This window comes from Streptantibioticus silvisoli, from assembly GCF_027947535.2.
In the GTDB taxonomy this organism is placed as follows: domain Bacteria; phylum Actinomycetota; class Actinomycetes; order Streptomycetales; family Streptomycetaceae; genus Streptantibioticus_C; species Streptantibioticus_C silvisoli.
Window position 1 is genome coordinate 1 of the sequence record NZ_JAAGKO020000063.1, and the last position, 26,950, is coordinate 26,950.

The following is a 26,950-nucleotide window of genomic DNA, read 5'->3' on the forward strand; positions in this document are numbered from 1 at the left end:
GGGGTTGCGCCGGTGGCCGGGTGGGGCGTGGTCTTTCGGCGGCTTGCTCCGCTGGGGGCTTTCGCCTCGGGTGCGTGGGGGTTGCGCCGGTGGTCGGGGCGGGGTCGTCGTCCTGCGCGCCGGTCCGCCGTGGGTCGGGGCGGGCGGTGCGGGTCCCCGGCGGAGGACGGGATATTTACGGCCCCCGCCTCCGCGATCCGCCCCTCCACGCCTGGTACGGGGGCCACAAACAGCGCAAGCCTCCACCTCAGGGACCCACCCCGCCCGCCTCGCTCCCGTCACGCCCCGGTGCGGGCTCGTCCGGCCCGGTCCCGCGGACTCAGCACGGGCGTTTGCGGAGTTCCATCACGTAGTCGTGCGGGGCGCCCGCGGATTCCGCCGCGTCGGCGATCTCGCCCAGGTAGCGGGCCGACGGGAGGCCGCCCTCGTAGTCGTTGAGGACGTACGCCCACGCGGCGACGTCCCCTTCCAGCGTGTGGACGCGGACCGTGGTGCGGCGGTAGATCCCCAAGGGGACGCCCTCCCAGCGGTCCAGCGAGTCCTCGTCGCTGCCGGCGAGGTCGTACAGGCCGACGAAGACCTGGTGGAGCGGGTCCTCGACCAGCGTCGCGAGTGCTCCCTCCCAGCCCATCTGCTCGCCGCCGAAGGTCAGCCGCCAGCCGTCGAGCCAGCCGGTGCCGCGCAGGGGGGAGTGCGGTGCGCGGCGGATCATCAGCCGCGCGTCGAGGTTGCCGGCGTACGCGGCGTAGAGCGACATGCCCGACAGCGTACGGGAGCCGGGTGCCGTGGCCACCCGGAACGGCCCGAGCGGGTGCCGGAACGCCCGCCGGTGGGCGCCCCCGGCGTTCCGCGGAGCCCGCCGGCGAGGGGCGCGGGCCGGGCGGAACCCCGCAGACGCGGGGCGCCGCGTGGACCGGCCGGGGCGTGCGGGACAATGGGAACGTGACTTCGATCGTGATCATCGGTGGCGGACCCGGCGGATACGAGGCTGCGCTGGTCGCGGCCCAGTTGGGCGCGGAGGTGACCGTCGTCGACTGCGACGGTCTCGGCGGCGCGTCGGTGCTGACCGACTGCGTGCCGTCGAAGACGCTCATCGCCACCGCCGAGGTCATGACGACGTTCGACTCCTCCTACGAGGAGCTGGGGATCATCGTCGCGGACGACACCCCGCCGGAGAAGGAGGCCGCCCGCGTGCACGGGGTGGACCTCGGGCAGGTCAACCGCCGGGTCAAGCGGCTGGCACTGGCCCAGTCGCACGACATCACCGCCTCCGTCACCCGGGCCGGCGGCCGCGTCCTGCGCGGTCGCGGCCGGCTGGAGCAGGAACGGGCGATGGACGGCGGCCGCAAGGTGACCGTGACGGCCGCCGACGGGACGGCGGAGACGCTGACCGCGGACGCGGTGCTGATCGCGACCGGCGCGCACCCGCGCGAGGTGCCGGACGCGCTGCCGGACGGCGAGCGCATCCTGAACTGGACCCAGGTCTACGACCTGGAGGAGCTGCCGGAAGAGCTGATCGTGGTCGGCTCCGGTGTGACCGGTGCGGAGTTCGCCGGCGCCTACCAGGCGCTGGGCTCGAAGGTGACGCTGGTCTCCAGCCGCGACCGCGTGCTACCCGGCGAGGACCCGGACGCGGCGGCGGTGCTGGAGGACGTCTTCCGGCGGCGCGGCATGAACGTCATGGCGCGTTCCCGCGCGACGGCGGCTGAGCGGGTCGGCGACCGGGTGGAGGTGACGCTGGCGGACGGCCGGGTCATCACCGGTTCGCACTGCCTGATGGCGGTCGGCTCGATCCCGAACACCGCCGGCATGGGCCTGGAGGAGGCCGGGGTCCGGCTGAAGGACTCCGGGCACGTGTGGACCGACAAGGTCTCGCGCACCTCCGCGCCGGGCGTCTACGCGGCCGGTGACTGCACCGGCGTGTTCGCGCTGGCCTCGGTCGCGGCGATGCAGGGCCGCATCGCGATGTACCACTTCCTCGGTGACGCGGTCGCGCCGCTGAACCTCAAGACGGTCTCGGCGAACGTCTTCACCGACCCGGAGATCGCCACCGTCGGCTACAGCCAGGCGGACGTGGACGCCGGCCGGATCGACGCCCGGGTGCTGAAGCTGCCGCTGCTGCGCAACCCGCGGGCGAAGATGCAGGACATCCGCGACGGCTTCGTGAAACTGGTCTGCCGCCCGGGCACCGGCATCGTGGTCGGCGGCGTGGTGGTCGCGCCGCGCGCCAGCGAGCTGATCCACCCGATCTCGATCGCCGTCGACAACAACCTCACCGTCGAGCAGATCGCCAACACCTTCACCGTCTACCCGTCGCTGTCCGGCTCGATCGCCGAGGTCGCCCGCCAGCTCCACAGCCGCCGCACCGACTGACTCAGCCACCGCACCGACTGACGCCGGGCCGGGCTGCCTCCCCGGCCTGCGGCGCCGCCCAGCAACCACCGGCACACGGTTACCGCCGGTGCCCGCGCCGATCAACCGCACATAGCACTTGTACCGCCGTCACGTGAACAACTTCTGGTAATTGGTGCAAAACACTGAAAGCCGACGCGTGTTGGCGTTACTGTCAGTTTCGTGTTCGCAGCAGAACGTCGTCAGTTGATCCTCGAAATGGTACGGGCGAACGGCGCGGTGTCGCTCCGTGAACTCGCACGCGTCGTCCAGACCTCCGAAGTGACCGTACGGCGTGACGTGCGGGCGCTGGAGGCCGATGGGCTCCTGGACCGTCGCCATGGCGGCGCGGTGCTGCCGGGCGGCCTGACCCGGGAATCGGGCTTCCCGCAGAAGACCCATCTCGCGACCGCGGAGAAGACCGCGATCGCCGACCTGGCCGCCTCGCTGGTCGAGGAGGGCGAGGCCATCGTCGTGGGGGCCGGCACCACCACGCAGGAGCTGGCCCGCCGGCTGGCCCGGATTCCGGGCCTGACGGTGGTCACCAACTCGCTGCTGGTCGCGCAGGCCCTCGCGCACGCCAACCGGGTCGAGGTGGTGATGACCGGCGGCACGCTGCGCGGGTCCAACTACGCGCTGGTGGGCAGCGGTGCCGAGCAGTCGCTGGCCGGGCTGCGGGTCTCGCGGGCGTTCGTCTCCGGCAACGGCCTGACCGCGGAACGCGGCCTGTCCACGTCCAACATGCTCTCCGCCAGCGTGGACCGCGCCCTGGTGGCCGCGGCCGCCGAGGTCGTCGTGCTCGCCGACCACGGGAAGCTGGGCACCGACACCATGTTCCAGACGGTGGCGCCGGAGCTGATCACCCATCTGGTGACCGACGAGCCGCCACCGGGGGAGGAGCGCGCCGCCACCGAACTCCAGGCGCTCGCCGACCAGGGCGTGCGGATCACCCTCGCGCAGACCGAACGGGACGGGCCCGGCCAGGACGCCGGGACCACCTCGCGAAGAGAGACGCCGGTCCCCGGTCCGCGCCGGCACGCCCGGCAGACCGCGGGACCGGCCACCGGACCGCTGCGCAACGCGCCGCCGAGCCAGCCGGACGGCCGGGGCGCCGACCTGGCACCCCGCCGCCGCTGACCGGTGACGCCGACCGGTGACGCCGACCGGTGACGCCGACCGGTGACGCCGACCGCCGCCGCTGACCGGTGCCGGGACGGTGCCCCGGCACCCGCGGGCCGCCCCCGGCGCACCGGTGCCGCGCCGTCACTCCTCGGCGCGCGTCCGCAGCCCCTCGACGGCCAGGTCCAGCAGGCGGTCGGCGAGCCGCGGGTCCTGGGGTGAGCGTTCGGCGGCGAGCGCGATGGCGCAGGCCAGGTGCATCAGGTCGTCCACCCGGGCGTCCGCGCGCACCTGGCCGGCCTGCTGGGCGCCGGTCAGCAGTTCGGCGGCGGCGGCGCGCAGCGTGCCCTGGCACACCCCCATCGACGCGGCGCGGGCGGCCATCAGCGACCGGCCGAGCCCGCGGTAGGCGGTGGTGTGCGCCACGACGGCCCGCAGCCAGCTGTTCAGCGCGGTCAACGCGGGCTGCTCGGCGCGCAGTTGCTCGGCGAGGGTGACCAGCGCGTCGAGTTCGCCCTGGAAGACCGCCGCCATCAGCTCCTCACGGTCGGGGAAGTGGCGGTACAGGGTGCCGATGCCGACCTGGGCACGCCGGGCGATGTCCTCCAGCGGCGCGTCGGCACCGTGCTCCGCGAACGCCGTGGTCGCGACCTCGACCAGCCGTTGGTAGTTGCGCCGCGCGTCCGCGCGCATCGGCTTCGTCATCACCGGATCCCTGCCTTCCACCCGTTCGTTGCCCTCGTAACCTACGGGCATACGGCCGCGGGCCCCAGCCGAGGTACGGCCGGGGCCCGCGGGCGGTGCTGCCGGGGGGTCAGTCCTTGATCTCGCAGAGGGTGGCGCCGGAGGAGACGGAGGCGCCGACGTCGGCGGTCAGGCCCTTGACGGTGCCGGTGCGGTGGGCGGTGATGGGCTGTTCCATCTTCATCGCTTCCAGCACCACGATGAGGTCGCCCTCGGCGACTTCCTGGCCCTCTTCGACGGCGACCTTGACGATGGTGCCCTGCATCGGTGAGGCGAGGGTGTCGCCGGAGGAGGCGCCGGACTTCTTGGCGGCCTTGCGGCGCGGGGTCTTCTTCGTGCCGGGTGCGGCCAGGGCGATTCCGCCGCCGAAGGAGGCGGGCAGGGTGACTTCGAGGCGTTTGCCGCCGACCTCGACGACGACCGTCTCGCGGGCGCCCTCACCCTCTTCGTCGTCGGTCGCGCCGCCGGTGAAGGGGGGGATGGTGTTGTCGAACTCGGTTTCGATCCACCGGGTGTGGACGGTGAACGGGGCGTCGCTGCCGGTCAGTTCGGGGGCGAAGGCGGGGTCGGTGACGACCGCGCGGTGGAAGGGGACGGCGGTGGCCATGCCCTCCACGGTGAACTCCCGCAGCGCCCGGGCGGCGCGTTGCAGGGCCTGGGCGCGGGTGGCGCCGGTGACGATCAGCTTCGCCAGCAGCGAGTCCCACGCCGGGCCGATCACCGAGCCGGCCTCCACCCCGGCGTCCAGGCGCACGCCCGGGCCGGTGGGGGCGTCGAAGCGGGTGACGGTGCCGGGGGCGGGCAGGAACCCGCGGCCGGGGTCCTCGCCGTTGATGCGGAACTCCAGGGAGTGTCCGCGCAGCGGCGGGTCGTCGTAGCCGAGGGCCTCGCCGTCGGCGATGCGGAACATCTCGCGCACCAGGTCGATCCCGGAGACCTCCTCGGTGACCGGGTGTTCCACCTGCAGGCGGGTGTTGACCTCCAGGAAGGAGATCGTGCCGTCCTGCCCGACGAGGAACTCGCAGGTGCCGGCGCCGACGTAGCCGGCCTCGCGCAGGATGGCCTTGGAGGAGGCGTACAGCTGCTCGGTCTGCCGCGGGGTCAAGAACGGCGCGGGCGCCTCCTCGACGAGCTTTTGGTGCCGGCGCTGCAGCGAGCAGTCCCGGGTGGAGACGACGACCACGTTGCCGTGGGTGTCGGCCAGGCACTGGGTCTCCACGTGCCGGGGCCGGTCGAGGTAGCGCTCCACGAAGCACTCGCCGCGCCCGAAGGCCGCCACCGCCTCGCGCACCGCGGACTCGTACAGCTCGGGCACCTCTTCGAGGGTGCGGGCCACCTTCAGACCCCGCCCGCCACCACCGAAGGCCGCCTTGATCGCGATCGGCAGCCCGTGCTCCTTGGCGAAGGCCACCACCTCATCGGCACCGGAGACCGGGTCGGGGGTGCCGGCCACCAGCGGCGCACCGGCGCGCTGGGCGATGTGACGGGCCGCCACCTTGTCGCCCAGGTCACGGATGGCCTGCGGCGGCGGGCCGATCCACGTCAGACCGGCGTCCAGCACCGCCTGGGCGAACTCCGCGTTCTCCGACAAGAACCCGTACCCGGGATGGACGGCGTCCGCACCGGAGTCCGCCGCCGCCTTCAACACCTTGCCGATGTCGAGGTAACTGCCCGCCGGGGTGTCGCCGCCCAGCGCGTACGCCTCGTCGGCCGCGCGCACATGCAGCGCGTCCCGGTCCGGCTCGGCGTACACGGCTACGCTGGCGATCCCGGCGTCCTGGCAAGCGCGGGCGACGCGGACGGCGATTTCGCCGCGGTTGGCGATGAGCACCTTGCGCACGATGGCTCCCTCCTTGGAACAAGTGGAGTTTAGGGAATGCCGACACGTCGTGCCGACCCGTCCCCGCGGGTGAGCTTGCCCACACGCTCCGTGGCCTTCGGGTCCGCCACGGCGTCGCATCCCGCGTCGCTCCACGGTACGCCGCCGGTGACCACGCGGAGCGGCATTGCGTCCGGGCGGGGGACGGGAGTGTCCCTCCGGTCACCTGACGGGTGATTCTTTGTCGGAACCCTACGGCTGATCGCCGGAAAGTTTGCCGACGGGTGGAGGCCGCTCCGCTCTTGTCGCCGGCCGATACCGGTGCGTAGCGTTGAGGGGCCGAGTCGCAGGGAGAACCAGATGCGCAGACCCATAGCCGTCGCCGCGGCCCTCGCCCTGGTGGCGGAGGCCGTGGTGATCGTCTTCGTCAACATGGTGCTGGGGCTCGCGGTGAAACGCCAGAGCATGTCGCTGGGCGGCCTCAAGCCCGGCGCGATGACCTCCGGCGCCTGGGCGGCCGGTGCCGTCCTGGGCCTCTACCTGCTGGTCTGCGCCGTCATCGAGGTGCGCACCGCGGTCCGCGACCGGGCGCCGGGCCGGGTCAACCGGCTGCTGCTGGTGGTGTGTGCCGTGGTGCAGGGCGTGCTGGGCGCGGTCGTGGTGGGCATGGTCGGGTGGGCCGCCTTCGGCGCGCTGATGGTGGTGCTGGCGCTGCTGGTGGCGACCCTGGTGATCTACCCCCGGCCGGTCATTGCCACAAGTCCGTGATGCGGAAGCCCAGTTCGGTGAATATCCGGCGCAGCAGCGGCAGCGACAGGCCGATGACGTTGGCCGGGTCGCCCTCGATGCCCTCGATGAACGGCGCCGACAGGCCGTCGAGGGTGAACGCGCCCGCCACGCTGAGCGGTTCGCCGCTGGCCACGTAGGCCTCGATCTCCTCGTCGTCCGGCTCGCCGAACCACACGGTGGTCGACCCGGTCGCCGAGATGCGCCGGCCGTTGAAGGTGTCGATGACGCAGTGGCCGGTGTGCAGGACGCCGGAGCGGCCGCGCATCGCCTTCCAGCGGGCGACGGCGTCGTCGGCGTCGGCGGGCTTGCCCAGCGCGACCCCGTCGAGGTCGAGGACCGAGTCGCAGCCGATCACCAGGGCGTCGAAGGGGAGTTGGCCGGCCACCGTGCCGGCCTTGGCCTCGGCCAGCACCTGGGCCAGGTCGGCCGGGGTGGCGGCGGAAAGGGCGTCCTCGTCCACGCCGCTGACGACGACGCGGGGATTGAGCCCGGCCCGCTTCAGCAGTCCGAGCCGGGCCGGCGAGGCGGACGCGAGTACCAGAACGTGCTCAGGATTCATGCGGGTCAGGTTAAGCGGTCGGGGCGACGGTTTCCGCCACGGGTCACCCGCCCCCGGTCCGCCGGCGCCCGGGCCGCCCGGCGGCGTTCACGGACGCCAGGCGACCACCATGACCATCACCGACGGCAGCAGCACGCCCAGCACCCATCCGCTCCGGCGCACCATGACACCGGCCCTGCGCGACTCCGCGGAGGGCTGGTGGGGCCGGCCTTGTGACCACAGCATGCTGACGATGCTGGGCCCCGGCGCCGGTTCGCGCCTGAGTACGCGTACTCAGAACGGAGCCGGTGCCTCAGCGCGGCCAGTACGTCGTACGCCACGCGCCGGCGCCGAACCGCGGCAGCGGCCCGGCCGCCACCCGGGCCGGGTCGGCCCACCGGCGCGGCGCCGGTTCGCCCTCGTCGGCCGCGGCGACCGCCGAGCGGGCGGTCACCACCGCCAGCGCGGCCGCCAGTTCCTCCGGGGTCGGATTGCCCCGTACGACCTTCAGCATCATGACGTCTCCTACAGCGGGATGTTGCCGTGCTTCTTGGGCGGGAGGGTCTCGCGCTTGTTGCGCAGGGTGCGCAGGGCCTTGACGATGTGGACGCGGGTCTCGGACGGGGCGATGACCGCGTCGACGTAGCCGCGTTCGGCCGCCACGTACGGATTCAGCAGCGTGTCCTCGTACCGCGCGATCAGCTCCTGCCGCAACGCCTCGGGATCATCGGCCTCCGCGAGCGCGCGCCGGTGCAGGATGTTGACCGCCCCCTGCGCGCCCATCACCGCGATCTGCGCCGTCGGCCACGCCAGATTCAGATCCGCCCCCAGGTGCTTCGACCCCATCACGTCGTACGCACCCCCGTACGCCTTACGGGTGATCACCGTGATCAGCGGCACCGTCGCCTCCGCGTACGCGTAGATCAGCTTCGCCCCCCGCCGGATGATCCCGTTCCACTCCTGATCCGTGCCCGGCAAAAACCCCGGCACATCCACGAACGTCAGCACCGGCACATTGAAACTGTCACAGGTACGCACGAACCGCGCCGCCTTCTCCGACGCGTCGATGTCCAGACACCCCGCGAACATCATCGGCTGATTGCCCACCACCCCCACCGGCCGGCCCTCCACCCGCCCGAACCCCGTCAGGATGTTCGGCGCGAACAACGCCTGCGTCTCCAAGAACTCCCCGTCGTCCAGCACCCGCTCGAACACCGCGTGCATGTCGTACGGCTGATTCGCCGAATCCGGCACCAACGCGTCCAGCTCCGCGTCCGCCGCACCCACCGTCACATCCGCCACCTGCGCCACCACCGGCGGCTCCTCCAGATTGTTGCCCGGCAGGTACGACAGCAGCGCCCGCACGTACTCCACCGCCTCCCTCTCGTCCCCCGCCATGTGATGCGCGTTCCCCGACCGCGACGCGTGCGACCGCGCACCCCCCAGCTCCTCGAACCCCACCTCCTCACCCGTCACCGTCCGGATCACATCCGGACCCGTGATGAACATGTGCGACGTGCCGTCCACCATCACCACGAAATCCGTGATCGCCGGCGAATACACCGCCCCACCCGCACACGGACCCAGCACCAGGGAAATCTGCGGAATCACCCCCGACGCATGCGTATTGCGCCGGAAGATCTCCCCGTACATCCCCAGCGACGCCACACCCTCCTGAATCCGCGCCCCACCCGAATCATTGATCCCCACCACCGGACACCCGTTGCGCAACGCCCAGTCCATCACCTTCACGATCTTCTCCCCGTACACCTCACCCAGGGCACCGCCGAACACCGTGAAATCCTGCGAGAAGACCGCCACCGGACGTCCCTCCACCGTCCCGTACCCGGTCACCACACCATCGCCGTACGGACGCGTCCCCTCCAGACCGAAATTCGTCGACCGGTGCCGCGCGAACTCGTCCAGCTCCACGAACGAATCCTCGTCCAGCAACAGCAGCACCCGCTCACGCGCCGTCAGCTTCCCCTTCGCGTGCTGCTTGTCCACCGCCCGCGCCGACCCGGCATGCGTCGCCAGCTCGACCCGCGCCCGCAGATCCGCCAGCTTCCCCGCGGTGGTGTGGATGTCGTACTCCGGCTCGGCCATGTCAGGGGTCTCCTGGTCTCGTCCGGTCGCCTCCGGACACGATGTGACGGGCGGGTAACTTCGGTTCCTACCGTAGCCGCGGCGTACGGCCCCGGGCACTGCGGCGTTGGCCACACCGGCCGCCGTCCGGTCCGACCGCGGCCGGGGCGCCCACCGGACCCCACAGCACCGGATGCCCCTTCCCTCGTAGGCTCTGGGTATGACGAACCGCTGGTCCGACCTGGACCGCCCGCCGCTGAACGAGACCGCGCTGCGCCGCGGGCTGATCGCGCCCGGCGGGCTGTGGACCGCGCTGGACGTGGTCGCCACCACCGGTTCGACCAACACCGACCTGGTGGCCCGGGCCCGTGCCGGGGCCGCGCAGGGCGCGGTGCTGGTCGCCGAGGAGCAGGGGGCCGCGCGGGGCCGGCTGGACCGCCGGTGGACCGCGCCGGCCCGCTCGGGGTTGTTCCTGTCCGTGCTGCTGCGGCCCGGCGCCCCCTACCGCGACGCGGCCCCGGTGCCGCTGGAGCGCTGGGGCTGGCTGCCGCTGCTGGCCGGCGTGGCCACCGCGGCGGCCGTCTCGCGCTCGGCCGGGATCGACACCGCGCTGAAGTGGCCCAACGACCTGCTGGTCACCGTCGGCGACGGGCACCGCAAGGCGGCCGGCATCCTCGCCGAACGGGCCGACGACACCGGCATCGTCATCGGCATCGGTCTCAACGTCACGCTGCGTGACGACGAGTTGCCGGTGCCCACCGCCGGATCGCTGGCCCTGGCCGGCGCCCCCGTCACCGACCGCGACCCGGTGCTGCGGGCCCTGCTGCGCTCGCTGGAGCAGTGGTACACCGCCTGGCGCGAGGCCGGCGGCGACCCGCACGCCTGCCGCCTCCAGGAGACCTACGCGGCCGGCTGTGCCACCTTGGGCCTGACCGTCCGCGCCGAGCTGCCCGGCGGCCGTGACCTGGTCGGCGAGGCGGTCGCCATCGATGCCGACGGCCGCCTGGTGGTCCTCGCCGACGGCCGCCGCGAAGCGGTTTCCGCCGGTGATGTGGTCCACGTCCGGCCCGCCGCGAGCCCCCCGGAGCCCGGTGCCGGACCGCGGTGAGCGTGAGCTACGGCACACTGCCGTATCGTTGAGCCGATGTTGTCCCGGGGCTGGCCCCGGGGGACCCCCAGTGATCGGAAGGGCAGTGGTCAGGAGCCGGACAGGGGGCCGACGGTGACCGCCGACGACGCGGGCACGCCTCCGCACGAGGACCCGAGGGCGGCGGACCCGTCCGACGTCACAGCGGGTGACGATCCGCTGGCGCTGCGCCTGGAACACCTCATCCTTGGCGCGGAACGCCGCTACACCCCGTTCCAGGCCGCCCGCAGCGCGGGCGTGTCGATGGATCTCGCCTCCCGCTTCTGGCGGGCCATGGGCTTCGCCGACATCGGCCAGGCCAAGGCGCTCACCGAGGCCGACGTCCTGGCGCTGCGCCGGCTGTCCGGTCTGGTCGAGGCCGGCCTGCTGAGCGAGTCGATGGCCATCCAGGTGGCCCGCTCCACCGGCCAGACCACCGCCCGGCTGGCCGACTGGCAGACCGACTCCTTCCTGGAGGGCCTGACCGAGCCGCCCGAGCCCGGCATGACCCGCGCCGAGGTCGCCTACCCGCTGGTCGAACTGCTCCTGCCCGAGCTGGAGGAGTTCCTGATCTACGTCTGGCGCCGCCAGCTGGCCGCCGCCACCAGCCGGGTCGCCCAGGCCGACGACGAGGAGGCCGTCAACCGCCGGCTCGCCGTCGGCTTCGCCGACCTGGTCGGCTTCACCCGGCTCACCCGCCGCCTGGAGGAGGAGGAGCTCGGCGAGCTGGTCGAGGCGTTCGAGACCACCTGCGCCGACCTGGTCGCCGCGCACGGCGGCCGGCTGATCAAGACCCTCGGCGACGAGGTCCTCTTCGTGGCCGACGACCCCGGCATCGCCGCCGAGATCGCCATGCGCCTGATCGAGACGATGAACGGTGACGAGACGATGCCCGCGCTGCGCGTCGGCATGGCGTTCGGCACCGTCACCACCCGGATGGGCGACGTCTTCGGCACCACGGTCAACCTCGCCAGCCGGCTCACCTCGATAGCGCCCAAGGACGCCGTCCTGATCGACGGCGCGTTCGCCCAGGCGCTCGGCGCGGCCGGTGACGCCCCGGTCTCCGAGGCCGACGTCGCCGACGGGGAGAAGTACCGCTTCGCCGTCCAGCCGATGTTCCGGCGCCCGGTGCGCGGTCTCGGAGTCGTCGAGCCCTGGATGCTGACGCGGCGTGCCTGACATGTCATGATCGCGCTCATGACGGATGACCAGGCACACGAGGACAGGTTCGGTGAGTGGGTCGCCGTCCGGCGGCACGGTGAGCACGGCCACGTGGCCGAGCTGGTGCTGGACCGGGTCAAGGCGCTCAACGCGATCTCCAGCGACATGGCCCGCGCCGTCGCCGCCGCCTGCGCCGCGCTCGCCGCCGACCAGGGCGTCCGCGTCACGGTCCTCAGCTCCAGCCACGAGCGGGCCTTCTGCGTCGGCGCCGACCTCAAGGAGCGCAACTCCTTCACCGACGCGGACTTCGGCCGCCAGCGGCCGGTCACCCGCGCCTGCTACACCGGCGTGCTGGACCTGCCGATGCCCACCATCGCCGCCGTCCACGGCTTCGCGCTCGGCGGCGGCTACGAGCTGGCGCTGTCGTGCGACATCATCGTCGCCGACCCCAGCGCGGTCGTGGGGCTGCCCGAGGTCTCCGTCGGCGTCATCCCCGGCGGCGGCGGCACCCAGCTGCTCCCGCGCCGCGTCGGTGCCGCCCGCGCCGCGGAACTCGTCTTCACCGCCCGCCGGGTCCCGGCCGCCGAGGCGCTCACCCTCGGCATGATCGACATCCTCACCGCCGCCGGCCAGGACCGCGCCGACGCCCTCGACCTGGCCGGCCGCATCGCGCTCAACTCCCCGGTCGGCCTGCGCGCCGCCAAACGCGCCATGCGCCTGGGCAACGGCGTGGGCCTGCGCGAGGGCCTGGAACTGGAGGACGGCGCCTGGCGCACCATCGCCTTCTCCCCCGACCGTGCCGAAGGCATCGCCGCCTTCAACGAAAAGCGCCGCCCCGACTGGCCCGGCCTGTGACCCCGGCCGCCCGGAACGCCGTACGCCGCCTGCCGCCGCAGGTGTGACGCCCGGCGCCCCCGACGTACCGTACGACCGTTTTGTCCGTAGCCTGGGCGTAGCGGCTCCACCACCAGTGACCCCGGCCGCGCCGCCGGGGCCGCCGGCGGTGTCCGAGGACGTCGGCCACGCACGGCGTGGACCGGCCGGCAGCGGGGAGGTGGGGCCGTGGACCGTATGACCGCTGTCGTGGGCATCGCCCAGGCCGTAGCGGCGGCGCACACCCCGCTGGACGCGGCCCGCTCCTCCGTCGAACGGGCCCTCACCGCGCTGGACGCCGCGTTCGCCACCGTGGCCGTACGCGGCGACGGCGAACGCGGCGGCCTGACCCCGCTGGCGTCATCCGGCACGCCCCCGCCGGACGACCCGTACTCCGGCCACGCCGTCCCGCTGATCGACCCCTACCCCCAGCAGTCCGGAGCCGCCGTCCGCCGCCGGGGCCGCGCGGTGGCCGCGCCGATCGTGCTGCACGGCCGGGTGTGGGGCGAGCTGTACGTCGCGCGGGGCGCCGCGGACCCGGTCTTCGGGCAGGCGGACGCGGACTTCGCGGCGGTGCTGGCGGCGGTGGTCGCGGCCGGGATCGCGCAGACCGAGCGGCTGGAGGAGGCCCGGCGGCTGGCGTTCACCGACCCGCTGACCGGGCTGGCGAACCGGCGGGCGGTCGACGCCCGGCTGGAGGAGGCGTTGCAGCGGCACCGCAACGAGGGCACCGCGGTGAGCCTGGTGGTGTGCGACCTCAACGGGCTCAAGCGGGTCAACGACAGCCTCGGGCACGAGGTGGGGGACCGGCTGCTGGTCGGGTTCGGCTCGGTGCTGTCGTTGTGCGCGGCGACGCTGGCGGGCAGCCTGGCGGGACGGCTGGGCGGCGACGAGTTCTGCCTGGTCGCGGAGGGGGTCGACGCGGCGCGGGTGGAGGCGACCGCCGAGCTGCTGTGCGAGCGGGCGCGGTGGCTGGGGCTCGGCGACGGGGTGGCGGTCGGCGTGGCGTCGACCGACGGCGGCGCGGGCCCGGTCCGCTCGGCCCGGCGGCTGCTGCGGCTGGCGGACGCCGCCCAGTACCGCGCCAAGGCGGAACGTTCCGCCAGACCGGTGGTCGCCGGGCGGGCGGTGGCCGAACTGGCCGACGCGACCGGCCCGGCCGGCCCGGCGGGCCCCGAGGGAGCGGACGCCGCGGAACGCCGCAGCTTCCGGGGGCGGCCGGTGCCCGGGGCGGGACGCGACGGTGAGCCCGGTGCGGGGCCTGGCGGCGAATCCGGTGCGGGGCCGGGCGTGGGGCGCGACGGTGAACCCGGCGCGGGAGCCGGGGGCGGACCCGGCGAGGGCCCCGGCGCGGGACCCGAGGGCGAAACCGGTGCGGGACCGGACGGGGGACCCCGGTGAGGACCCCCGTGCCGGACGGGCTGGGAGCGGTGCCCGGTGAAGGTGTGACGGAACCGGGTCGTGACAGCAAGCGATTCAGTCTTTAGGGTGCGTGAATATGAATATGCACAGTGTGGTGTTGGGGGCATCCGGGACGAGCGCCGAGGACGTACTGGCCGTGGCGCGCGGCGCCGCCCGGGTCGAACTGTCGGAACAGGCGCTGGCCGGCATCGCCGCCTCCCGCGCGGTCATCGACGCGCTGGCGGCGGAGTCCCGGCCGGTCTACGGGGTCTCCACCGGCTTCGGCGCGCTGGCCACCGTCCACATCGGACCGGAACTGCGGGCCCAGTTGCAGCGTTCCATCGTCCGCTCGCACGCCGCCGGCATGGGCGGCCGGGTCGAACGCGAGGTGGTGCGGGCGCTGATGTTCCTGCGCCTGAAGACCCTGGCGTCCGGTCATACCGGAGTACGGCCGGTGGTCGCCGAGGCGATGGCCGCCCTGCTCAACGCCGGCATCACGCCCGTCGTCCACGAGTTCGGCTCGCTCGGCTGCTCCGGCGACCTCGCGCCGCTGTCGCACTGCGCGCTCGCGCTGATGGGCGAGGGCGACGCGGAGGGCCCGGACGGCGTGGTGCGCCCGGCCGGCGAACTGCTCGCCGAACACGGCATCACCCCGGTCGAGTTGCGCGAGAAGGAGGGCCTGGCGCTGCTCAACGGCACCGACGGCATGCTCGGCATGCTGCTGATGGCCTGCGCCGACCTCGCCGCACTGTTCACCGCCGCGGACATCACCGCCGCGCTGTCGCTGGAGGCGCTGCTCGGCACCGACCGGGTGCTCGCCCCCGAACTGCACGCCATCCGCCCGCACCCCGGCCAGGCCGCCAGCGCCGACAACATGCGCCGCGTGCTGGCCGGCTCCGGGCTGACCGGCCACCACCAGGACGAGGCGCCCCGGGTCCAGGACGCGTACTCCATCCGCTGCGCCCCGCAGGTGGCCGGCGCCGGCCGCGACACCCTCAGCCACGCGACGCTGGTGGCGGAACGCGAACTGGCCGCCGCCGTCGACAACCCGGTGGTCCTGGCGGACGGCCGGGTGGAGTCCAACGGCAACTTCCACGGCGCCCCGGTCGGCTACGTGCTGGACTTCCTCGCCATCGCCGCCGCCGACCTGGGCTCGATAGCGGAACGGCGCACCGACCGCCTGCTGGACAAGAACCGCTCGCACGGCCTGCCGCCGTTCCTGGCGGACGACCCGGGCGTCGACTCCGGTCTGATGATCGCCCAGTACACCCAGGCGGCGCTGGTCAGCGAGAACAAGCGGCACGCGGTCCCGGCCTCCGCCGACTCCATCCCGTCCTCGGCGATGCAGGAGGACCACGTCTCCATGGGCTGGTCCGCGGCGCGCAAGCTGCGGCTGGCGGTGGACAACCTCACCCGGATCCTCGCCATCGAACTCGTCGCCGCCACCCGGGCGATCGAGCTGCGCGAGCAGTCCAGCACGGTCCTGCACGCGGCGCCGGCCAGCCGCGCGGTCGTCGAGGCGGCCCGCGCCGCCGGTGTACGGGGGCCCGGGAGGGATCGTTTCCTCTCCCCGGACCTGGCCGCCGCGGAAACGTTCGTCCGCTCCGGCGGCCTGGTCGCGGCCGCCGAGTCGGTCACCGGCGAACTGGCCTGACCCGCGGCCTGCGGGACCGGTCCCGGGGCCGGCGCAGGGGCCGGCGCCGGTCAGCCCGCCCGCATCAGGGCGCGGGGCCCGGTCGGGCTTGCAGCGTCAGGGTGCGGGAGCGGTCAGGCCCCCGGCGTCAGGTCCCGGAACCGGTCAGGCTTCCAGCATCAGGGCGCGGCGCCGTGCCGCGAGCAGCAGCGCCGCGCCCACGCCGAGGAAGCCGGCGCCGCCGACCACGTACGGGGTGGTGTCCACCGCACCGGTGTCGGCCAGCCCGGCCGGCGCCTGCGCGGTCTGCGCGCCGGGCGCGGCGGCGTCACCGGTGGCTGCGGTGTCACCGGTGACGGACGCGGTGGTCGAGGCGGGGGAGCCCTGTGACGCGGCCTGAGTGGTCGACGCGGGTGCCCGGCCGGCGGCCTTGACCGGCGACGCGGACGCGGTCGGCATGAAACACAGCGCGATCAGTACGGCCCCCGCGGCGGCGGTCGTGGTGGTCAGCGAGCGGCGCGATGCCATGGAACCCCCTTGCTCGGACGGCGACTTCACCGTAACCCAGGATGGTAGTGAGGTGGACCGGGCACCGGGAAGCCGCCTGCCCCCGCGGCGCGACACGCCCCGCCCCCCGGGCCCGTCCCCGCCGCCGGGCGCCCTACGCTCCCTGCCATGAGTACGTACAGCGACAACGGCCCCGACGCCACCCCCGCCACCAGCGACGACGCGCCGGTGACCCGTTACCTGCGCCTCCAGGTCGAGCTGGTCCTGGAGATCACCGACGACACCGAGCTGACCACCGCGGCCCTGGAGCAGATCCAGGGCGACGACCAACTGCCCGACGCCGAACGCGACCGCTCCCGCGAGGCGGTCCGGCGCGACGAGTCCGAGGCGCTCGCCTACCTCGTCGACCCGTTCGACCTGGTCAACGGCGTCCCCGGCGTCGACCTCGTCCAGGCGTCCTGGAACAGCGCGCACATCGAGTACGACCCGGACGACGAGGAGTGGGAGTTCTTCGACGACGAGGCGGAGGACGAGGACGAGCCGGTGGCCGGGGACGAGCCCGGCGCCTGACGGGTCCGCTCGGCGGCGCGGCGGGTGCGGGCCCTCCGGGCGGGTGCGGGCCCTCCGGGCGGGTGCGGGTCCTCCGGGCGGTGCCGGTCCTCCGGGCGGTGCCGGTCCTCCGGGCGGTGCCGGTCCTCCGGGCGGTGCGGGCCTTGCGGCGGTGCGAGCGGGCGCCGGTGCGGGCCCTCCGGGCGGTGCGGGTCCTCCGGGCGGTGCCGGTCCTCCGGGCGGTGCTGATCCGCCGGACAGAAGCCGGTGTCGGCCCTCCGCCAGGAATCGGCACCGCCCCCCGCCCCCGCCCCGGGACTGAGACAAGCGTCTCGGCGGGCCCGGGCGCCGGCCGTGGCGACGGTGCGACCCCCGTGCCCGCCGGTGTCCGCCCGGCCGCCCCCGGCCGATGCCCGCCTCGCCCGCCATGGCCGGTGCGGCGGGCCCGGGGGCCGGTGGGATTCCTCACAGGCCGATCAGGGGCAGAACGGACATTGCCTCCCCTATGTTCTCCAGAGGTACGTAAGAACGCTTATACCCTCGTATGGATGGAGAGAGACAGGTGAAGGCCTCGTCGGGGAACCAGTCCGGCAACTCCGGTCCCGGGACGACCGCCGCACGGCGCCGCAAGCGCAACGCCCGGCGCGCGGCATCGGCAGCCGCGGTCCTGGTCGGCGGCGCGCTGCTGGCCACCGCGTGCGGCAGCGTCGACGGAGCGACCTCCGGCGAGTCCAAGGCGGCACCCGGAGCGACGTCGGCGTCACCCACGCCGTCCTCGTCCGCCGCCGGCTCCGCGGCCCACGCGGCCGACGACGCCGCCCACCGGGCCTCCGACGCGCGGATCACCATCAGCCCCAAGGACCGCGCGAGCAACGTCGGCCTCAACCACGACGCCAAGGTCACCGTCGCCTCCGGCACGCTGACCAAGGTCACGCTGGTCAAGCAGTCCGGCGGCGCCCCGGTCAGCGGCCGGATCTCCGCCGACGGCCACAGCTGGCAGCCCGACGGCGCGCTGGCCCGTTCCACCGCCTACACGGTCACCGCCACGGCCAAGGACGCCCAGAACCGCCAGGCCGTCTCGCACGCGGCGTTCAGCACGGTCTCGCCGGCCGGCAGCTTCGTCGGCTACTACACGCCGGAGAACAACAGCACCGTCGGCGTCGGCATGCCGGTGTCCATCAACTTCAACAAGGCCATCACGCACAAGGCCGACGTCCAGTCGCACATCACCGTCAGCTCCACCAGCGGCCAGCGCGTCGTCGGCCACTGGTTCGGCGCCAAGCGGATCGACTTCCGCCCCGCCGACTACTGGAAGGCCGGCTCCACCGTCACCCTCAAGCTCCGCCTCGACCACGTCACCGGCGCCAACGGCGTCACCGGCGTGCAGGACAGGACGGTCCGCTTCCACGTCGGCCGCGCCCAGGTCTCCACCGTCGACGTCGCCACCCAGATGATGACGGTCACCCGCGACGGCCAGGTCGTGCGCACCATCCCGGTCTCCACCGGCACCCCGCAACACCCCACGTACAACGGGCAGATGGTGATCTCGGAGAAGTTCACCAAGACGCGGATGAACGGTGACACCGTCGGCTTCGGCGGCGAGTACAACATTCCCGACGTGCCGCACGCGATGCGCCTGAGCACCTCCGGGACCTTCATCCACGGCAACTACTGGTCGGCCGGATCGGTCTTCGGCGCCAGCCCCACCAGCCACGGCTGCATCGGCATCCGCGACGTGCGCGGCGCCGGCGACCCGACCACCGACGCCGCCTGGTTCTACGCCAACTCCCTCACCGGCGACGTCGTCACCGTGCAGAACTCCCCGGACCACACCATCGCCCCCGACAACGGCCTCAACGGCTGGAACATGTCGTGGAGCCAGTGGATCGCGGGCAGCGCGACCGGCGACGGGACCGGCGGTACGAGCGGTGGCGCGAGCGGCGGCGGGATCGCCGGCTAGGGGAATCGCGTACCGGCCCGTGAGGTCACCGCCGCCACCCAGGCGTGGTGACCCGTGAGGTCGGGGGCGCGGCCGGTGTGGTGCTCACCGGTTCTCGCCGGTTCCAGCGGTGGCGGAGGTGCGGGCGACGGGCCCGGGCCCCCGCCACCGCCGCGTCCCCCGGCCCCCGCACCGCGCGCTCGGGCCAACCGGCCGGCCGCCCAAGGGGCTTGGTCGGGCCGGTGCCCGACTCCCGGGCGGCGGGGCCGTCTTGACAGCACCGGTCCGGTTTGATGCATTGCCGACGTGGACACCTCACCGTTCGACATCTTCCCCCTGGACCCGTACACGTCCGACCCGCATGCCGAGAACGCCCAGCTCAGACAGCGCGGGCCCCTCGTGCGGGTCACCATGCCCGGCGGGGTGCCCGCCTGGGCCGTCACCCGGCACGCCACCCTCCAGACGCTGCTGACCCACCCGGCCGTCTCCAAGGAAACGCGCCACTGGCACGTGTGGGAGGACGGCGGCCTGCCCGAGGGCTGGCCGATGACCGCGTTCGTCACCATCCAGGGCATGACCACCTCCGACGGCGCCGACCACCGGCGGCTGCGCGGCCTGGTCTCGCAGGCGTTCACCCCGCGCCGGGTCGCCGCCCTGCATCCCCGCATCACCGCGCTCACCGCCGGGCTGCTCGACCGGATGGCCGAACTCCCGCCCGGCCCGGTCGACCTGCGCGAGGTCTTCGCGTACCCGCTGCCGCTCGCCGTCATCTGCGAACTGCTCGGGCTGCCGGAGCAGACCCGGCACCGCCTCCACGTGCTGGCCCACGACCTGCTGCGGGTGACCGACGACCCGCCCGGCCCGGCGGCCAGGATGGCCACCTTGCGCCAACTGTTCGGCGACGTCATCGAGTTGCGCCGCCGCGAACCCGGCGACGACCTCACCACCGGCCTGATCGCCGCCCGCGACGAGGACGGCTCCCGGCTCACCGACGACGAGCTCTTCGGCACCATGCTGCTGATGTTCATCGCCGGTCACGAGACCACCCTCAACCTGCTCACCAACGCGGTCCGCGCCCTGTTCGCCCACCCCGAGCAGCGCGCCGCGGTCACCGGCGGCGCCCTGCCGTGGAGCGCGGTCGTCGAGGAGACCCTGCGCTGGGACGCGCCCGTCGCCCAGTTCCCGCTGCGGTACGCCACCGCCGACATCGAGCTGGACGGCGTGACCATACGCAAGGGCGACGGCATCCTCGCCTCCTACGCCGCGGCCGGCCGCGACCCGGCCGAATACGGCGAGCACGCCGACCGCTTCACCCCGACCGACCCGCCCGCCCGCCACCTCTCCCTCGGCCACGGCATCCACTACTGCCTCGGCGCGCCCCTCGCCCGCATGGAGGCCGAGACCGCCCTCGGCGCCCTCTTCACCCGCTTCCCCGCGCTGGCCCCGGCCGTCCCCCTCGACACCCTGACGCCCAGCCCGACCATCGTCAGCAACAGCACGGAGACGCTGCCGGTGCTGCTGGGCCCGGCGGCGGAGGGCTGAGTTCCGGCGGCGGTCACGCGGTCCGAACGGGGGCGGATGCGGTGGTCGGTCAGTCGGTCCGGCGGGGGCGGATGCGGTGGTCGGCGCGGGGCGGCCTGCGCGCAGGCGGGGCGCACGGCACGGTGGACGGGGGCGCCGCCGGAGCCCCGGCCCGTTGTCCCGCGGAGCCGAGACCCGTCGCGCCGCCGGAGCCCCGGTGCTGGTCGGCCCGGTTCCGGCGGGGGTGCGGTCCCGTTTCCCCCGGCCGGGACGGCGGACGGATCGTGGGGATGGGAGGATGGGCATATGACGATCAAGGCCTATTTCGACATCACCATCGACGACGTGCCCGCCGGGCGGATCACCTTCAACCTGTTCGACGAGGTGGCCCCCAAGACGGCGGAGAACTTCCGCGCCCTGGCCACGGGCGAGAAGGGCTTCGGTTTCGCGAAGTCCGGCTTCCACCGGGTCATCCCGCAGTTCATGCTCCAGGGCGGCGACTTCACCCGCGGCAACGGCACCGGCGGCAAGAGCATCTACGGCGAGAAGTTCGCCGACGAGAACTTCACCCTCAAGCACGACAAGCCCGGCCTGCTGTCCATGGCCAACGCGGGCCCGAACACCAACGGTTCGCAGTTCTTCATCACCACCGTGGTGACGTCCTGGCTGGACGGCAAGCACGTCGTGTTCGGCGAGGTCGCCGACGAGGAGAGCTTCGCGCTGGTCCAGAAGATCGAGTCCTACGGTTCGCAGAGCGGCCGTACCAGCGCCAAGATCGTGATCGCGGAGTCCGGCCAGCTCTGACCCCCGGCCCCGCCCCTCGTGGTGCCGGTGTTCCCGCCCCGCGCGGAACGCCGCCACCACGAGCGGGCCAGCCGCGGCGCACGGCAGCCGCTGCCGGTCGACGTCGCGTGTACGCGCGATTCAGCCGCAGCAGTCCGGTCATCGGCGCGTGTACGTGCGATTCAGCGGCAGCAGTCCGGTCAACGGCGCGTGTACGTGCGATTCAGCGGCGGGAATCCGCTCAGCGGCGCGTGTACGTGCGATTCAGCGGCGGGAATCCGCTCAGCGGCGCGTTGACCTGCGGAGTGCCGCCGTAACACGGAAGCCGACGCGGGCGCACGGCGGGTGACATCGCCCCGCCGTATCCGGAACGCGCCGCAGCCCATGCCCGTAGTGATGTACGCGTCGCCCTCCCGGCACGCGCCGACCGTGGTGACCGCCGACGACCCCGAGAAGGCCGCCGACGTCACCGGCCGCACGACGCCCCGAGGCCGACCGCCTCCCCGGGGCGTACTCCGGGGTCACCGGGCGGCCGGCCGGTCGGAGCCGGTACCGGACCCGCCCGGTGCCGCTCAGCCCCGCGTGCGCGCCACCCCGATCGGGCAGCTGACGCCCGTCCCGCCGATGCCGCAGTAGCCGCCGGGGTTCTTGTCCAGGTACTGCTGGTGGTACTCCTCCGCGGCGTAGAAGGGGCCGGCGGGGAGGAGCTCGGTGGTGATGGGGCCGTGGCCGGACGCGGTGAGGGCCGGCTGGAAGGCGTCGCGGGACGCTTCGGCGGCGGCCAGCTGGGCGGGGGAGTGGGTGTAGATCGCCGACCGGTACTGCGTGCCGGCGTCGTTGCCCTGGCGGAAGCCCTGCGTGGGGTCGTGCTCCTCCCAGAAGACCTTCAGCAGCTGGTCGTACGAGATCAGCGCGGGGTCGTGGACGACGCGGACGGCCTCGGTGTGGCCGGTCTCGCCGGAGCAGACCTCTTCGTACGTCGGGTTCGGCGTGTGGCCGCCCTGGTAGCCGACGAGCGTGGTCCACACACCGTCCTGCTGCCAGAACTTCCGCTCCGCGCCCCAGAAGCAGCCCATGCCGAAGTCGGCGACCTCCAGGCCCTCCGGATACGGGCCGCTCAGCGGGTTTCCGAGGACGGTGTGCCGGTCGGTGAGGCGGAACGCCGGCTCGACACGGCCGGGCAGCGCCTCCTGGCTGGTGGGGAGCTTCGTCTTGAAGCGACTGAAGAACATCACAATCTCCTCCGGCACGGGGTCACTACGCATAACACGTCCGACGGGCGCGGGATTCCGCACCGCCGCCACCGAGCCGTCCGGCGACCGCCCCTCCGGCCACCGCCGGCCGCCGGACTGCCCCCGCCGTGCACCCCGTCCTGGTCTCACCGTGCCCCCGTCCTGCTCCCCGCCGCGCCCTTCCCCGAGCCCGTGCCACCGGCACCCGTAGGGCCGCCCCGGCCCCTCCCCGTCCGCCGGACGGCCGCTCCCGGTGAACCGTTCCGGTGCGACGATCACACGTTTGCGCGGGCCTGTGGACAACGGGAAGCAGGAACGCCGCCCGGCGGTCTACCCTCGCTTCATGAACGAGCAGCACAGCCACCGGCATCACGACTTCGAGACCCGTGCCATCCACGCGGGCCAGGCGGCCGACGCGCAGACCGGCGCCGTCGTCACGCCGATCTACCAGGTGTCCACGTACAAGCAGGACGGCGTCGGCGGCCTGCGCGGCGGATACGAGTACAGCCGGTCGGCGAACCCGACCCGCACCGCCCTGGAGGAGAACCTCGCGGCGCTGGAGGGCGGCCGGCGCGGGCTGGCGTTCGCCTCCGGTCTCGCCGCCGAGGACTGCCTGCTGCGCACGGTCCTGGCCCCCGGCGACCACGTCGTCATCCCGAACGACGCCTACGGCGGCACGTTCCGCCTGTTCTCCAAGGTCGTCGAGCGCTGGGGCGTGCAGTGGTCGGTGGCCGACACCTCCGACCCGGCGGCGGTGCGCGCGCAGCTGCGGCCGAACACCAAGGTCATCTGGGTGGAGACCCCCAGCAACCCGCTGCTGGGCATCACCGACATCGAGGCGCTGGCCGGCATCGCGCGTGCCGAGGGCGTGCTGCTGGTCGTCGACAACACCTTCGCCAGCCCCTACCTCCAGCAGCCGCTGACGCTGGGCGCCGACGTGGTCGTGCACTCGACCACCAAGTACATGGGCGGCCACTCCGACGTGGTGGGCGGCGCGCTGATCACCTCGGACACCGAGCTGGGCGAGCAGCTGACCTACCACCAGAACGCGATGGGCGCGATCGCCGGCCCGTTCGACGCCTGGCTGGTCATGCGGGGTGTGAAGACGCTGGCGGTGCGGATGGACCGGCACAGCGCGAACGCGTCCCGGATCGCGGAGATGCTCACCAGCCACCCGAAGGTGCACCAGGTGCTGTACCCCGGACTGGCGGAGCACCCCGGCCACGAGACCGCGGCCAAGCAGATGCGGGCCTTCGGCGGCATGGTGTCGTTCCGCGTCAACGGCGGCGAGCAGGCGGCGGTCGACGTGTGCAACCGCGCCGAGCTGTTCACCCTGGGCGAGTCGCTGGGCGGCGTCGAGTCGCTGATCGAGCACCCCGGCCGGATGACGCACGCCTCCGCGGCCGGTTCCGCGCTGGAGGTCCCGGCGGACCTGGTGCGGCTGTCGGTCGGCATCGAGTCCGTCGACGACCTGCTGGCCGACCTCAGCCAGGCGCTGGGCTGACCCCACCCGGACCGTTGGCCTGCGGCGGCTTCCCCGGTCCGCCGCGGGCTGCGGGGCGGGCGTGGGCTGCCGGGCGGTCCCGGGCTTTCGGCTGCGGCGGGTGGGGCGGTCGCGGGTTGCCGTCGGCTGCGGCGGGTGGGCTTCCGGCGCGTGCGGTTCCACGGTCTGCGGTGGGTTCCGGTCGGCACCGGGCTACGGTCCGGTCCGGTCGGCGCACCGGGCTCCGGTCTGCGGTGGGGTTCCGGGGGCGGGCTTCCCCGCCCCCACCCGTCCTGGCGCGCAGCCCCACCGTGGCCGCCCGGCCGCTCGCACCTGTCGCCGCCCGGCCACCCCACCCGTCGCTGCCTGCCCGCTCACACCCCGTTGACCGGTGGGGTGACCTGGAGGGGCCGTGGCGGGTGCGAGTAGGCCGCGGCGGTCACGCCGGCCGCCACCAGTGCGGCCAGGAGCAGGACCAGCAGCACGGCGTTGCGTATCCGGCGCAGGCGGATGAGGCGCCGGCCGCGGGCCATGGCGCGTTCCGCCAGGTCCGGCGGGGCTGCCGGGTGCGACAGGTCGAGCATGCTGCGGATCTCGCGCTGCTTGCGGTCGCCGGTCTGCGGCTGTTCGCCCCGGTCGCCGGACCCGGCCCGCCAAGCGGTACGACCGTATGACCCCGAATCCCGCGCCCCCGGGCCGGCACCCCCCGAAGGCACCCCTCCCGCAACCGCGGCAGCCACACCGCCCCCCGAAGTCCGCACCCCACCCCCCGCAGACGAACCTCCCGCAGACGAACCCCCCGCTCCCACCGGTCTGCCCGTGCCGTCCGCCGTCATGGTCGGCGGCTCCGCATCAGGGCCACGGCGCGCAGGTAGTTCGTCCGCATGCGTTCGGTGGGCATGCCGAGCTGCGCGGCGGACTGCTCCTCGGCGATGCCCTCGTAGACCCGCAGGACCAGCGCGAGGCGTTCGGCCGGGGGCAGCCGGTCCAGGACGCCGCCGCGCGGCCGGCGGTAGCGGCGGTGGGCGCGGGTGAAGCGTTCGGCGAGGTCCTGCCGGGTGCGGACGTAGGGGTCCTCACCGTGCAGCCGGAACCAGTCGGCGAACGTGCTGGCCAGCGCGGCGACGAGCAGCCGTTCGCCCTCGGCGGGGTCACCGGTCAGCAGGGTGGCGGCGTGCAGCAGCCGGCCTCCCGCGCCCGCGGTGAACGCCTCGAACTCCCGGGCCCGGCGGCGCTCCTGGATCTCCCGGTGCCCGCTCACCATGCCTCCCCGGCACAGTCGTGTTGGGGACATGTGACGCCACGCCCGCAGGCCCGGTCAAGAGTTGTGACCGCAAGGCGCCACACCGGGCTGTTCGGCGGCGCCGGAGGAGGTGTGCCGTTCGGACAGGGCCGCGTTGAAGCGGGCGAGCAGGCCGGTGAAGGAGGCGCGTTCCGCCGGGGTCCACTCCTCGGTGATCTCCGCCATCAGCGCCCGGCGGGCGGCGCGGACCTCGGCGAGCCGGGACTGGCCGCGCGGCGACAGCGCGAGCACCACGGCCCGGCCGTCCTCGGGGTGCGAGGTGCGCTTGACCAGGCCGCTCTCCACCAGCGGTGCGACCTGCCGGGTGACGGTGGAGGAGTCGATGCCCATGCCCTCGGCGAGCGCCTTGACGCCCATCGGGCCCTCCTGGTGGAGCCGGTTGAGCAGCAGGTAGGCGGCCCGGTCCAGCGAGGAGCGGATCTTGTCGGTGCCGCCGAGCCGGGTCTGTTCGGCACGGCGCGCGAACAGCGCGACTTCGTGCTGGAGACGCTCGTAGAGGTCGGTCTCTGTCATCTCAACGCTGGTCGGCATGGCGGAAGGTTACGCGGCTGCGACAGCCCCCGACTTCACCTTGGCGAACCCGGGCCGGAAGCGACGTTCCGACCCGGTGGTGCGATGCTTGGCGGCATGAACGACCAGCGGATTCCAGTCACTCTCGACGCCGTGCGACACGCCGCCAAAACGTTGTCGGGGGTGGCGCGGATGACCGCCCTGGAGGGCAGTCGGCACCTGTCCTCGCTGGTGGGAGCGCCGGTGCACTTCAAGTGCGAGAACCTCCAGCGCACCGGTTCCTTCAAACTGCGTGGCGCGTATACGCGCATCGCCGGCCTGTCCGCCGAGGAGCGCGCCGCCGGCGTGGTGGCCGCCAGCGCGGGCAACCACGCGCAGGGGGTGGCGCTGGCCGCCTCGCTGCTGGGGGTGCGGGCCACCGTCTTCATGCCGGAGGGCGCGCCGCTGCCGAAGATAGCCGCCACCCGGGACTACGGCGCCCAGGTGCGGTCGTACGGCCAGGTGGTGGACGAGACGTTGCGGGCGGCGCAGGAGTACGCGCTGGCCACCGGTGCCGTCTTCATCCATCCGTTCGACCACCCGGACGTGGTGGCCGGGCAGGGCACGGTGGGGCTGGAGATCCTGGAGCAGTGCCCGCAGGTGCGCACGATCCTGGTGGGCATAGGCGGCGGCGGGCTGGCCGCCGGGGTCGCGGTGGCCGTCAAGGGGCTGCGGCCGGACGTGAAGGTCATCGGGGTCCAGGCGGCCGGTGCCGCCGCCTACCCGCCCTCGCTGGCGGCCGGCCGGCCGGTGGCGCTGGAGTCGGTGGCGACGATGGCGGACGGCATGAAGGTCGGCCGGCCCGGCGACATCCCGTTCCGCATCGTGGCGGAACTGGTCGACGAGGTGGTCACGGTCTCGGAGGACGCGCTGTCCAGCGCGCTGCTGCTGTGTCTGGAACGGGCCAAGCTGGTCGTCGAGCCGGCCGGCGCCTCACCGGTGGCGGCGCTGCTGTCGCGGCCGGAGGCGTTCGAGGGCCCGGTGGTGGCGGTGCTGTCGGGGGGCAACGTGGACCCGTTGCTGATGCAGAGCATCCTGCGGCACGGCATGGCGGCCGCCGGGCGGTACCTGTCGCTGCGCCTGCGGCTGAGCGACCGCCCGGGGGCGCTGGCGCTGCTGCTGCGCGTGCTGTCGGAGGTGGACGCCAACGTGCTGGACATCGGCCACGTGCGCACCGATCCGCGGCTCGGGCTGGCCGAGGCGGAGGTCAAGCTGCACCTGGAGACGAAGGGCCCCGAGCACTGCGACCTGGTCGCGCGCACGCTGGGCGAGGCGGGCTACACGGTCATCCGCTGACGGGCGCCGGCCCGCGCGGGCGGCCGGATGCGCGGCACGGGCGGGGCCGGGGCGGGGGAGCCGTCCGGGGACCGTGCGCCGAGCGCCGAGCCGAGCACGGGGAGCCGGC

25 protein-coding genes and 1 pseudogene are annotated in these 26,950 nt (G+C 73.7%); 14 read left to right on the forward strand and 12 right to left on the reverse strand.

Annotated features, from left to right (window positions below; genetic code table 11):
• Positions 1-319: 319 nt before the first annotated feature.
• The gene (locus POF43_RS29710; RefSeq protein ID WP_271316063.1) at positions 320-757 is read right to left on the reverse strand and encodes a gamma-glutamylcyclotransferase family protein; all 438 of its coding nucleotides are present in this window, start codon (positions 755-757) and stop codon (positions 320-322) included.
• 185 nt (positions 758-942) lie between these two features.
• Between POF43_RS29710 and POF43_RS29715 the strand changes: the two genes are divergently transcribed.
• A complete protein-coding gene (locus POF43_RS29715; protein WP_271316064.1) occupies positions 943-2,373 on the forward strand; it encodes an NAD(P)H-quinone dehydrogenase in 1,431 nt (476 codons plus the stop codon).
• 237 nt (positions 2,374-2,610) lie between these two features.
• The gene (locus POF43_RS29720; protein WP_372516155.1) at positions 2,611-3,528 is read left to right on the forward strand and encodes a DeoR/GlpR family DNA-binding transcription regulator; all 918 of its coding nucleotides are present in this window, start codon (positions 2,611-2,613) and stop codon (positions 3,526-3,528) included.
• 126 nt (positions 3,529-3,654) lie between these two features.
• Here POF43_RS29720 and POF43_RS29725 read toward each other — a convergent pair whose 3' ends face one another.
• Positions 3,655-4,215 (reverse strand): TetR/AcrR family transcriptional regulator, encoded by a 561-nt coding sequence (locus POF43_RS29725; protein ID WP_271316066.1) that lies wholly within the window; start codon positions 4,213-4,215, stop codon positions 3,655-3,657.
• Positions 4,216-4,324: 109 nt separating this feature from the next.
• Entirely contained in the window at positions 4,325-6,094 is a 1,770-nt protein-coding gene (locus tag POF43_RS29730; protein ID WP_282704856.1) for an acetyl/propionyl/methylcrotonyl-CoA carboxylase subunit alpha, read from the reverse strand.
• 339 nt (positions 6,095-6,433) lie between these two features.
• Here POF43_RS29730 and POF43_RS29735 point away from each other — a divergent pair, with 339 nt between their 5' ends.
• The gene (locus tag POF43_RS29735) at positions 6,434-6,841 is read left to right on the forward strand and encodes a hypothetical protein (RefSeq protein WP_271316068.1); all 408 of its coding nucleotides are present in this window, start codon (positions 6,434-6,436) and stop codon (positions 6,839-6,841) included.
• Here POF43_RS29735 and POF43_RS29740 read toward each other — a convergent pair.
• The 4 genes from POF43_RS29740 to POF43_RS29755 form a co-directional block, all read right to left on the reverse strand.
• Complete coding sequence (locus POF43_RS29740; RefSeq protein ID WP_271316069.1) at positions 6,822-7,421, reverse strand: Maf family protein; 600 nt, start codon at positions 7,419-7,421, stop codon at positions 6,822-6,824. The genes POF43_RS29735 and POF43_RS29740 overlap by 20 nt on opposite strands.
• An 87-nt stretch (positions 7,422-7,508) precedes the next feature.
• Positions 7,509-7,646: a morphogenic membrane protein MmpB gene (mmpB, locus tag POF43_RS29745; protein ID WP_271325502.1), complete on the reverse strand. Its 138-nt coding sequence runs from the start codon at positions 7,644-7,646 to the stop codon at positions 7,509-7,511.
• A 67-nt stretch (positions 7,647-7,713) separates the two neighbouring features.
• Positions 7,714-7,917: an acyl-CoA carboxylase epsilon subunit gene (locus POF43_RS29750; protein WP_271316071.1), complete on the reverse strand. Its 204-nt coding sequence runs from the start codon at positions 7,915-7,917 to the stop codon at positions 7,714-7,716.
• A gap of 8 nt (positions 7,918-7,925) precedes the next feature.
• The gene (locus POF43_RS29755) at positions 7,926-9,506 is read right to left on the reverse strand and encodes an acyl-CoA carboxylase subunit beta (RefSeq protein ID WP_282704857.1); all 1,581 of its coding nucleotides are present in this window, start codon (positions 9,504-9,506) and stop codon (positions 7,926-7,928) included.
• Positions 9,507-9,705: 199 nt separating this feature from the next.
• Here POF43_RS29755 and POF43_RS29760 point away from each other — a divergent pair, with 199 nt between their 5' ends.
• From POF43_RS29760 to hutH, 5 genes and pseudogenes are all read left to right on the forward strand, one after another.
• Complete coding sequence (locus tag POF43_RS29760) at positions 9,706-10,593, forward strand: biotin--[acetyl-CoA-carboxylase] ligase (protein WP_271316574.1); 888 nt, start codon at positions 9,706-9,708, stop codon at positions 10,591-10,593.
• 36 nt (positions 10,594-10,629) lie between these two features.
• Complete coding sequence (locus tag POF43_RS29765) at positions 10,630-11,790, forward strand: adenylate/guanylate cyclase domain-containing protein (RefSeq protein ID WP_372516154.1); 1,161 nt, start codon at positions 10,630-10,632, stop codon at positions 11,788-11,790.
• Between the two features lie 18 nt (positions 11,791-11,808).
• A complete protein-coding gene (locus POF43_RS29770; protein WP_271316572.1) occupies positions 11,809-12,627 on the forward strand; it encodes an enoyl-CoA hydratase/isomerase family protein in 819 nt (272 codons plus the stop codon).
• Between the two features lie 216 nt (positions 12,628-12,843).
• Positions 12,844-13,866 (forward strand): annotated as a pseudogene (locus tag POF43_RS29775) (GGDEF domain-containing protein); the annotation flags it as partial.
• 283 nt (positions 13,867-14,149) lie between these two features.
• Positions 14,150-15,700: a histidine ammonia-lyase gene (hutH, locus tag POF43_RS29780; RefSeq protein ID WP_271316576.1), complete on the forward strand. Its 1,551-nt coding sequence runs from the start codon at positions 14,150-14,152 to the stop codon at positions 15,698-15,700.
• A 144-nt stretch (positions 15,701-15,844) separates the two neighbouring features.
• Here hutH and POF43_RS29785 read toward each other — a convergent pair whose 3' ends face one another.
• The gene (locus POF43_RS29785) at positions 15,845-16,207 is read right to left on the reverse strand and encodes a hypothetical protein (RefSeq protein ID WP_271316570.1); all 363 of its coding nucleotides are present in this window, start codon (positions 16,205-16,207) and stop codon (positions 15,845-15,847) included.
• 147 nt (positions 16,208-16,354) lie between these two features.
• Here POF43_RS29785 and POF43_RS29790 point away from each other — a divergent pair, with 147 nt between their 5' ends.
• From POF43_RS29790 to POF43_RS29805, 4 genes are all read left to right on the forward strand, one after another.
• Positions 16,355-16,756, forward strand: coding sequence for a hypothetical protein (locus POF43_RS29790; RefSeq protein WP_308217778.1), 402 nt, complete (start codon positions 16,355-16,357; stop codon positions 16,754-16,756).
• 523 nt (positions 16,757-17,279) lie between these two features.
• Positions 17,280-18,695 (forward strand): L,D-transpeptidase, encoded by a 1,416-nt coding sequence (locus POF43_RS29795; RefSeq protein ID WP_271325379.1) that lies wholly within the window; start codon positions 17,280-17,282, stop codon positions 18,693-18,695.
• Positions 18,696-18,980: 285 nt separating this feature from the next.
• A complete protein-coding gene (locus tag POF43_RS29800) occupies positions 18,981-20,216 on the forward strand; it encodes a cytochrome P450 family protein (RefSeq protein WP_282704858.1) in 1,236 nt (411 codons plus the stop codon).
• A 285-nt stretch (positions 20,217-20,501) separates the two neighbouring features.
• Positions 20,502-20,999 (forward strand): peptidylprolyl isomerase, encoded by a 498-nt coding sequence (locus POF43_RS29805; protein WP_271317894.1) that lies wholly within the window; start codon positions 20,502-20,504, stop codon positions 20,997-20,999.
• A 551-nt stretch (positions 21,000-21,550) separates the two neighbouring features.
• Here the strand turns inward: POF43_RS29805 and msrA are convergent.
• Entirely contained in the window at positions 21,551-22,210 is a 660-nt protein-coding gene (msrA, locus tag POF43_RS29810; protein ID WP_271317895.1) for a peptide-methionine (S)-S-oxide reductase MsrA, read from the reverse strand.
• 343 nt (positions 22,211-22,553) lie between these two features.
• Here msrA and POF43_RS29815 point away from each other — a divergent pair, with 343 nt between their 5' ends.
• Positions 22,554-23,714: a cystathionine gamma-synthase gene (locus POF43_RS29815; protein WP_271317896.1), complete on the forward strand. Its 1,161-nt coding sequence runs from the start codon at positions 22,554-22,556 to the stop codon at positions 23,712-23,714.
• A 353-nt stretch (positions 23,715-24,067) separates the two neighbouring features.
• Here the strand turns inward: POF43_RS29815 and POF43_RS29820 are convergent, their stop codons facing one another.
• The 3 genes from POF43_RS29820 to POF43_RS29830 form a co-directional block, all read right to left on the reverse strand.
• Complete coding sequence (locus POF43_RS29820) at positions 24,068-24,277, reverse strand: hypothetical protein (protein ID WP_282698676.1); 210 nt, start codon at positions 24,275-24,277, stop codon at positions 24,068-24,070.
• A gap of 248 nt (positions 24,278-24,525) precedes the next feature.
• Positions 24,526-24,957: a SigE family RNA polymerase sigma factor gene (locus POF43_RS29825; protein ID WP_271314225.1), complete on the reverse strand. Its 432-nt coding sequence runs from the start codon at positions 24,955-24,957 to the stop codon at positions 24,526-24,528.
• A gap of 54 nt (positions 24,958-25,011) precedes the next feature.
• Positions 25,012-25,527, reverse strand: a complete 516-nt coding sequence (locus POF43_RS29830; RefSeq protein WP_271314224.1) for a MarR family winged helix-turn-helix transcriptional regulator — start codon at positions 25,525-25,527, stop codon at positions 25,012-25,014.
• Between the two features lie 96 nt (positions 25,528-25,623).
• On the opposite strand from POF43_RS29830, the gene ilvA reads away from it, so the two are divergent.
• Complete coding sequence (gene ilvA / locus POF43_RS29835) at positions 25,624-26,841, forward strand: threonine ammonia-lyase (RefSeq protein ID WP_271314223.1); 1,218 nt, start codon at positions 25,624-25,626, stop codon at positions 26,839-26,841.
• Positions 26,842-26,950 lie beyond the last annotated feature (109 nt).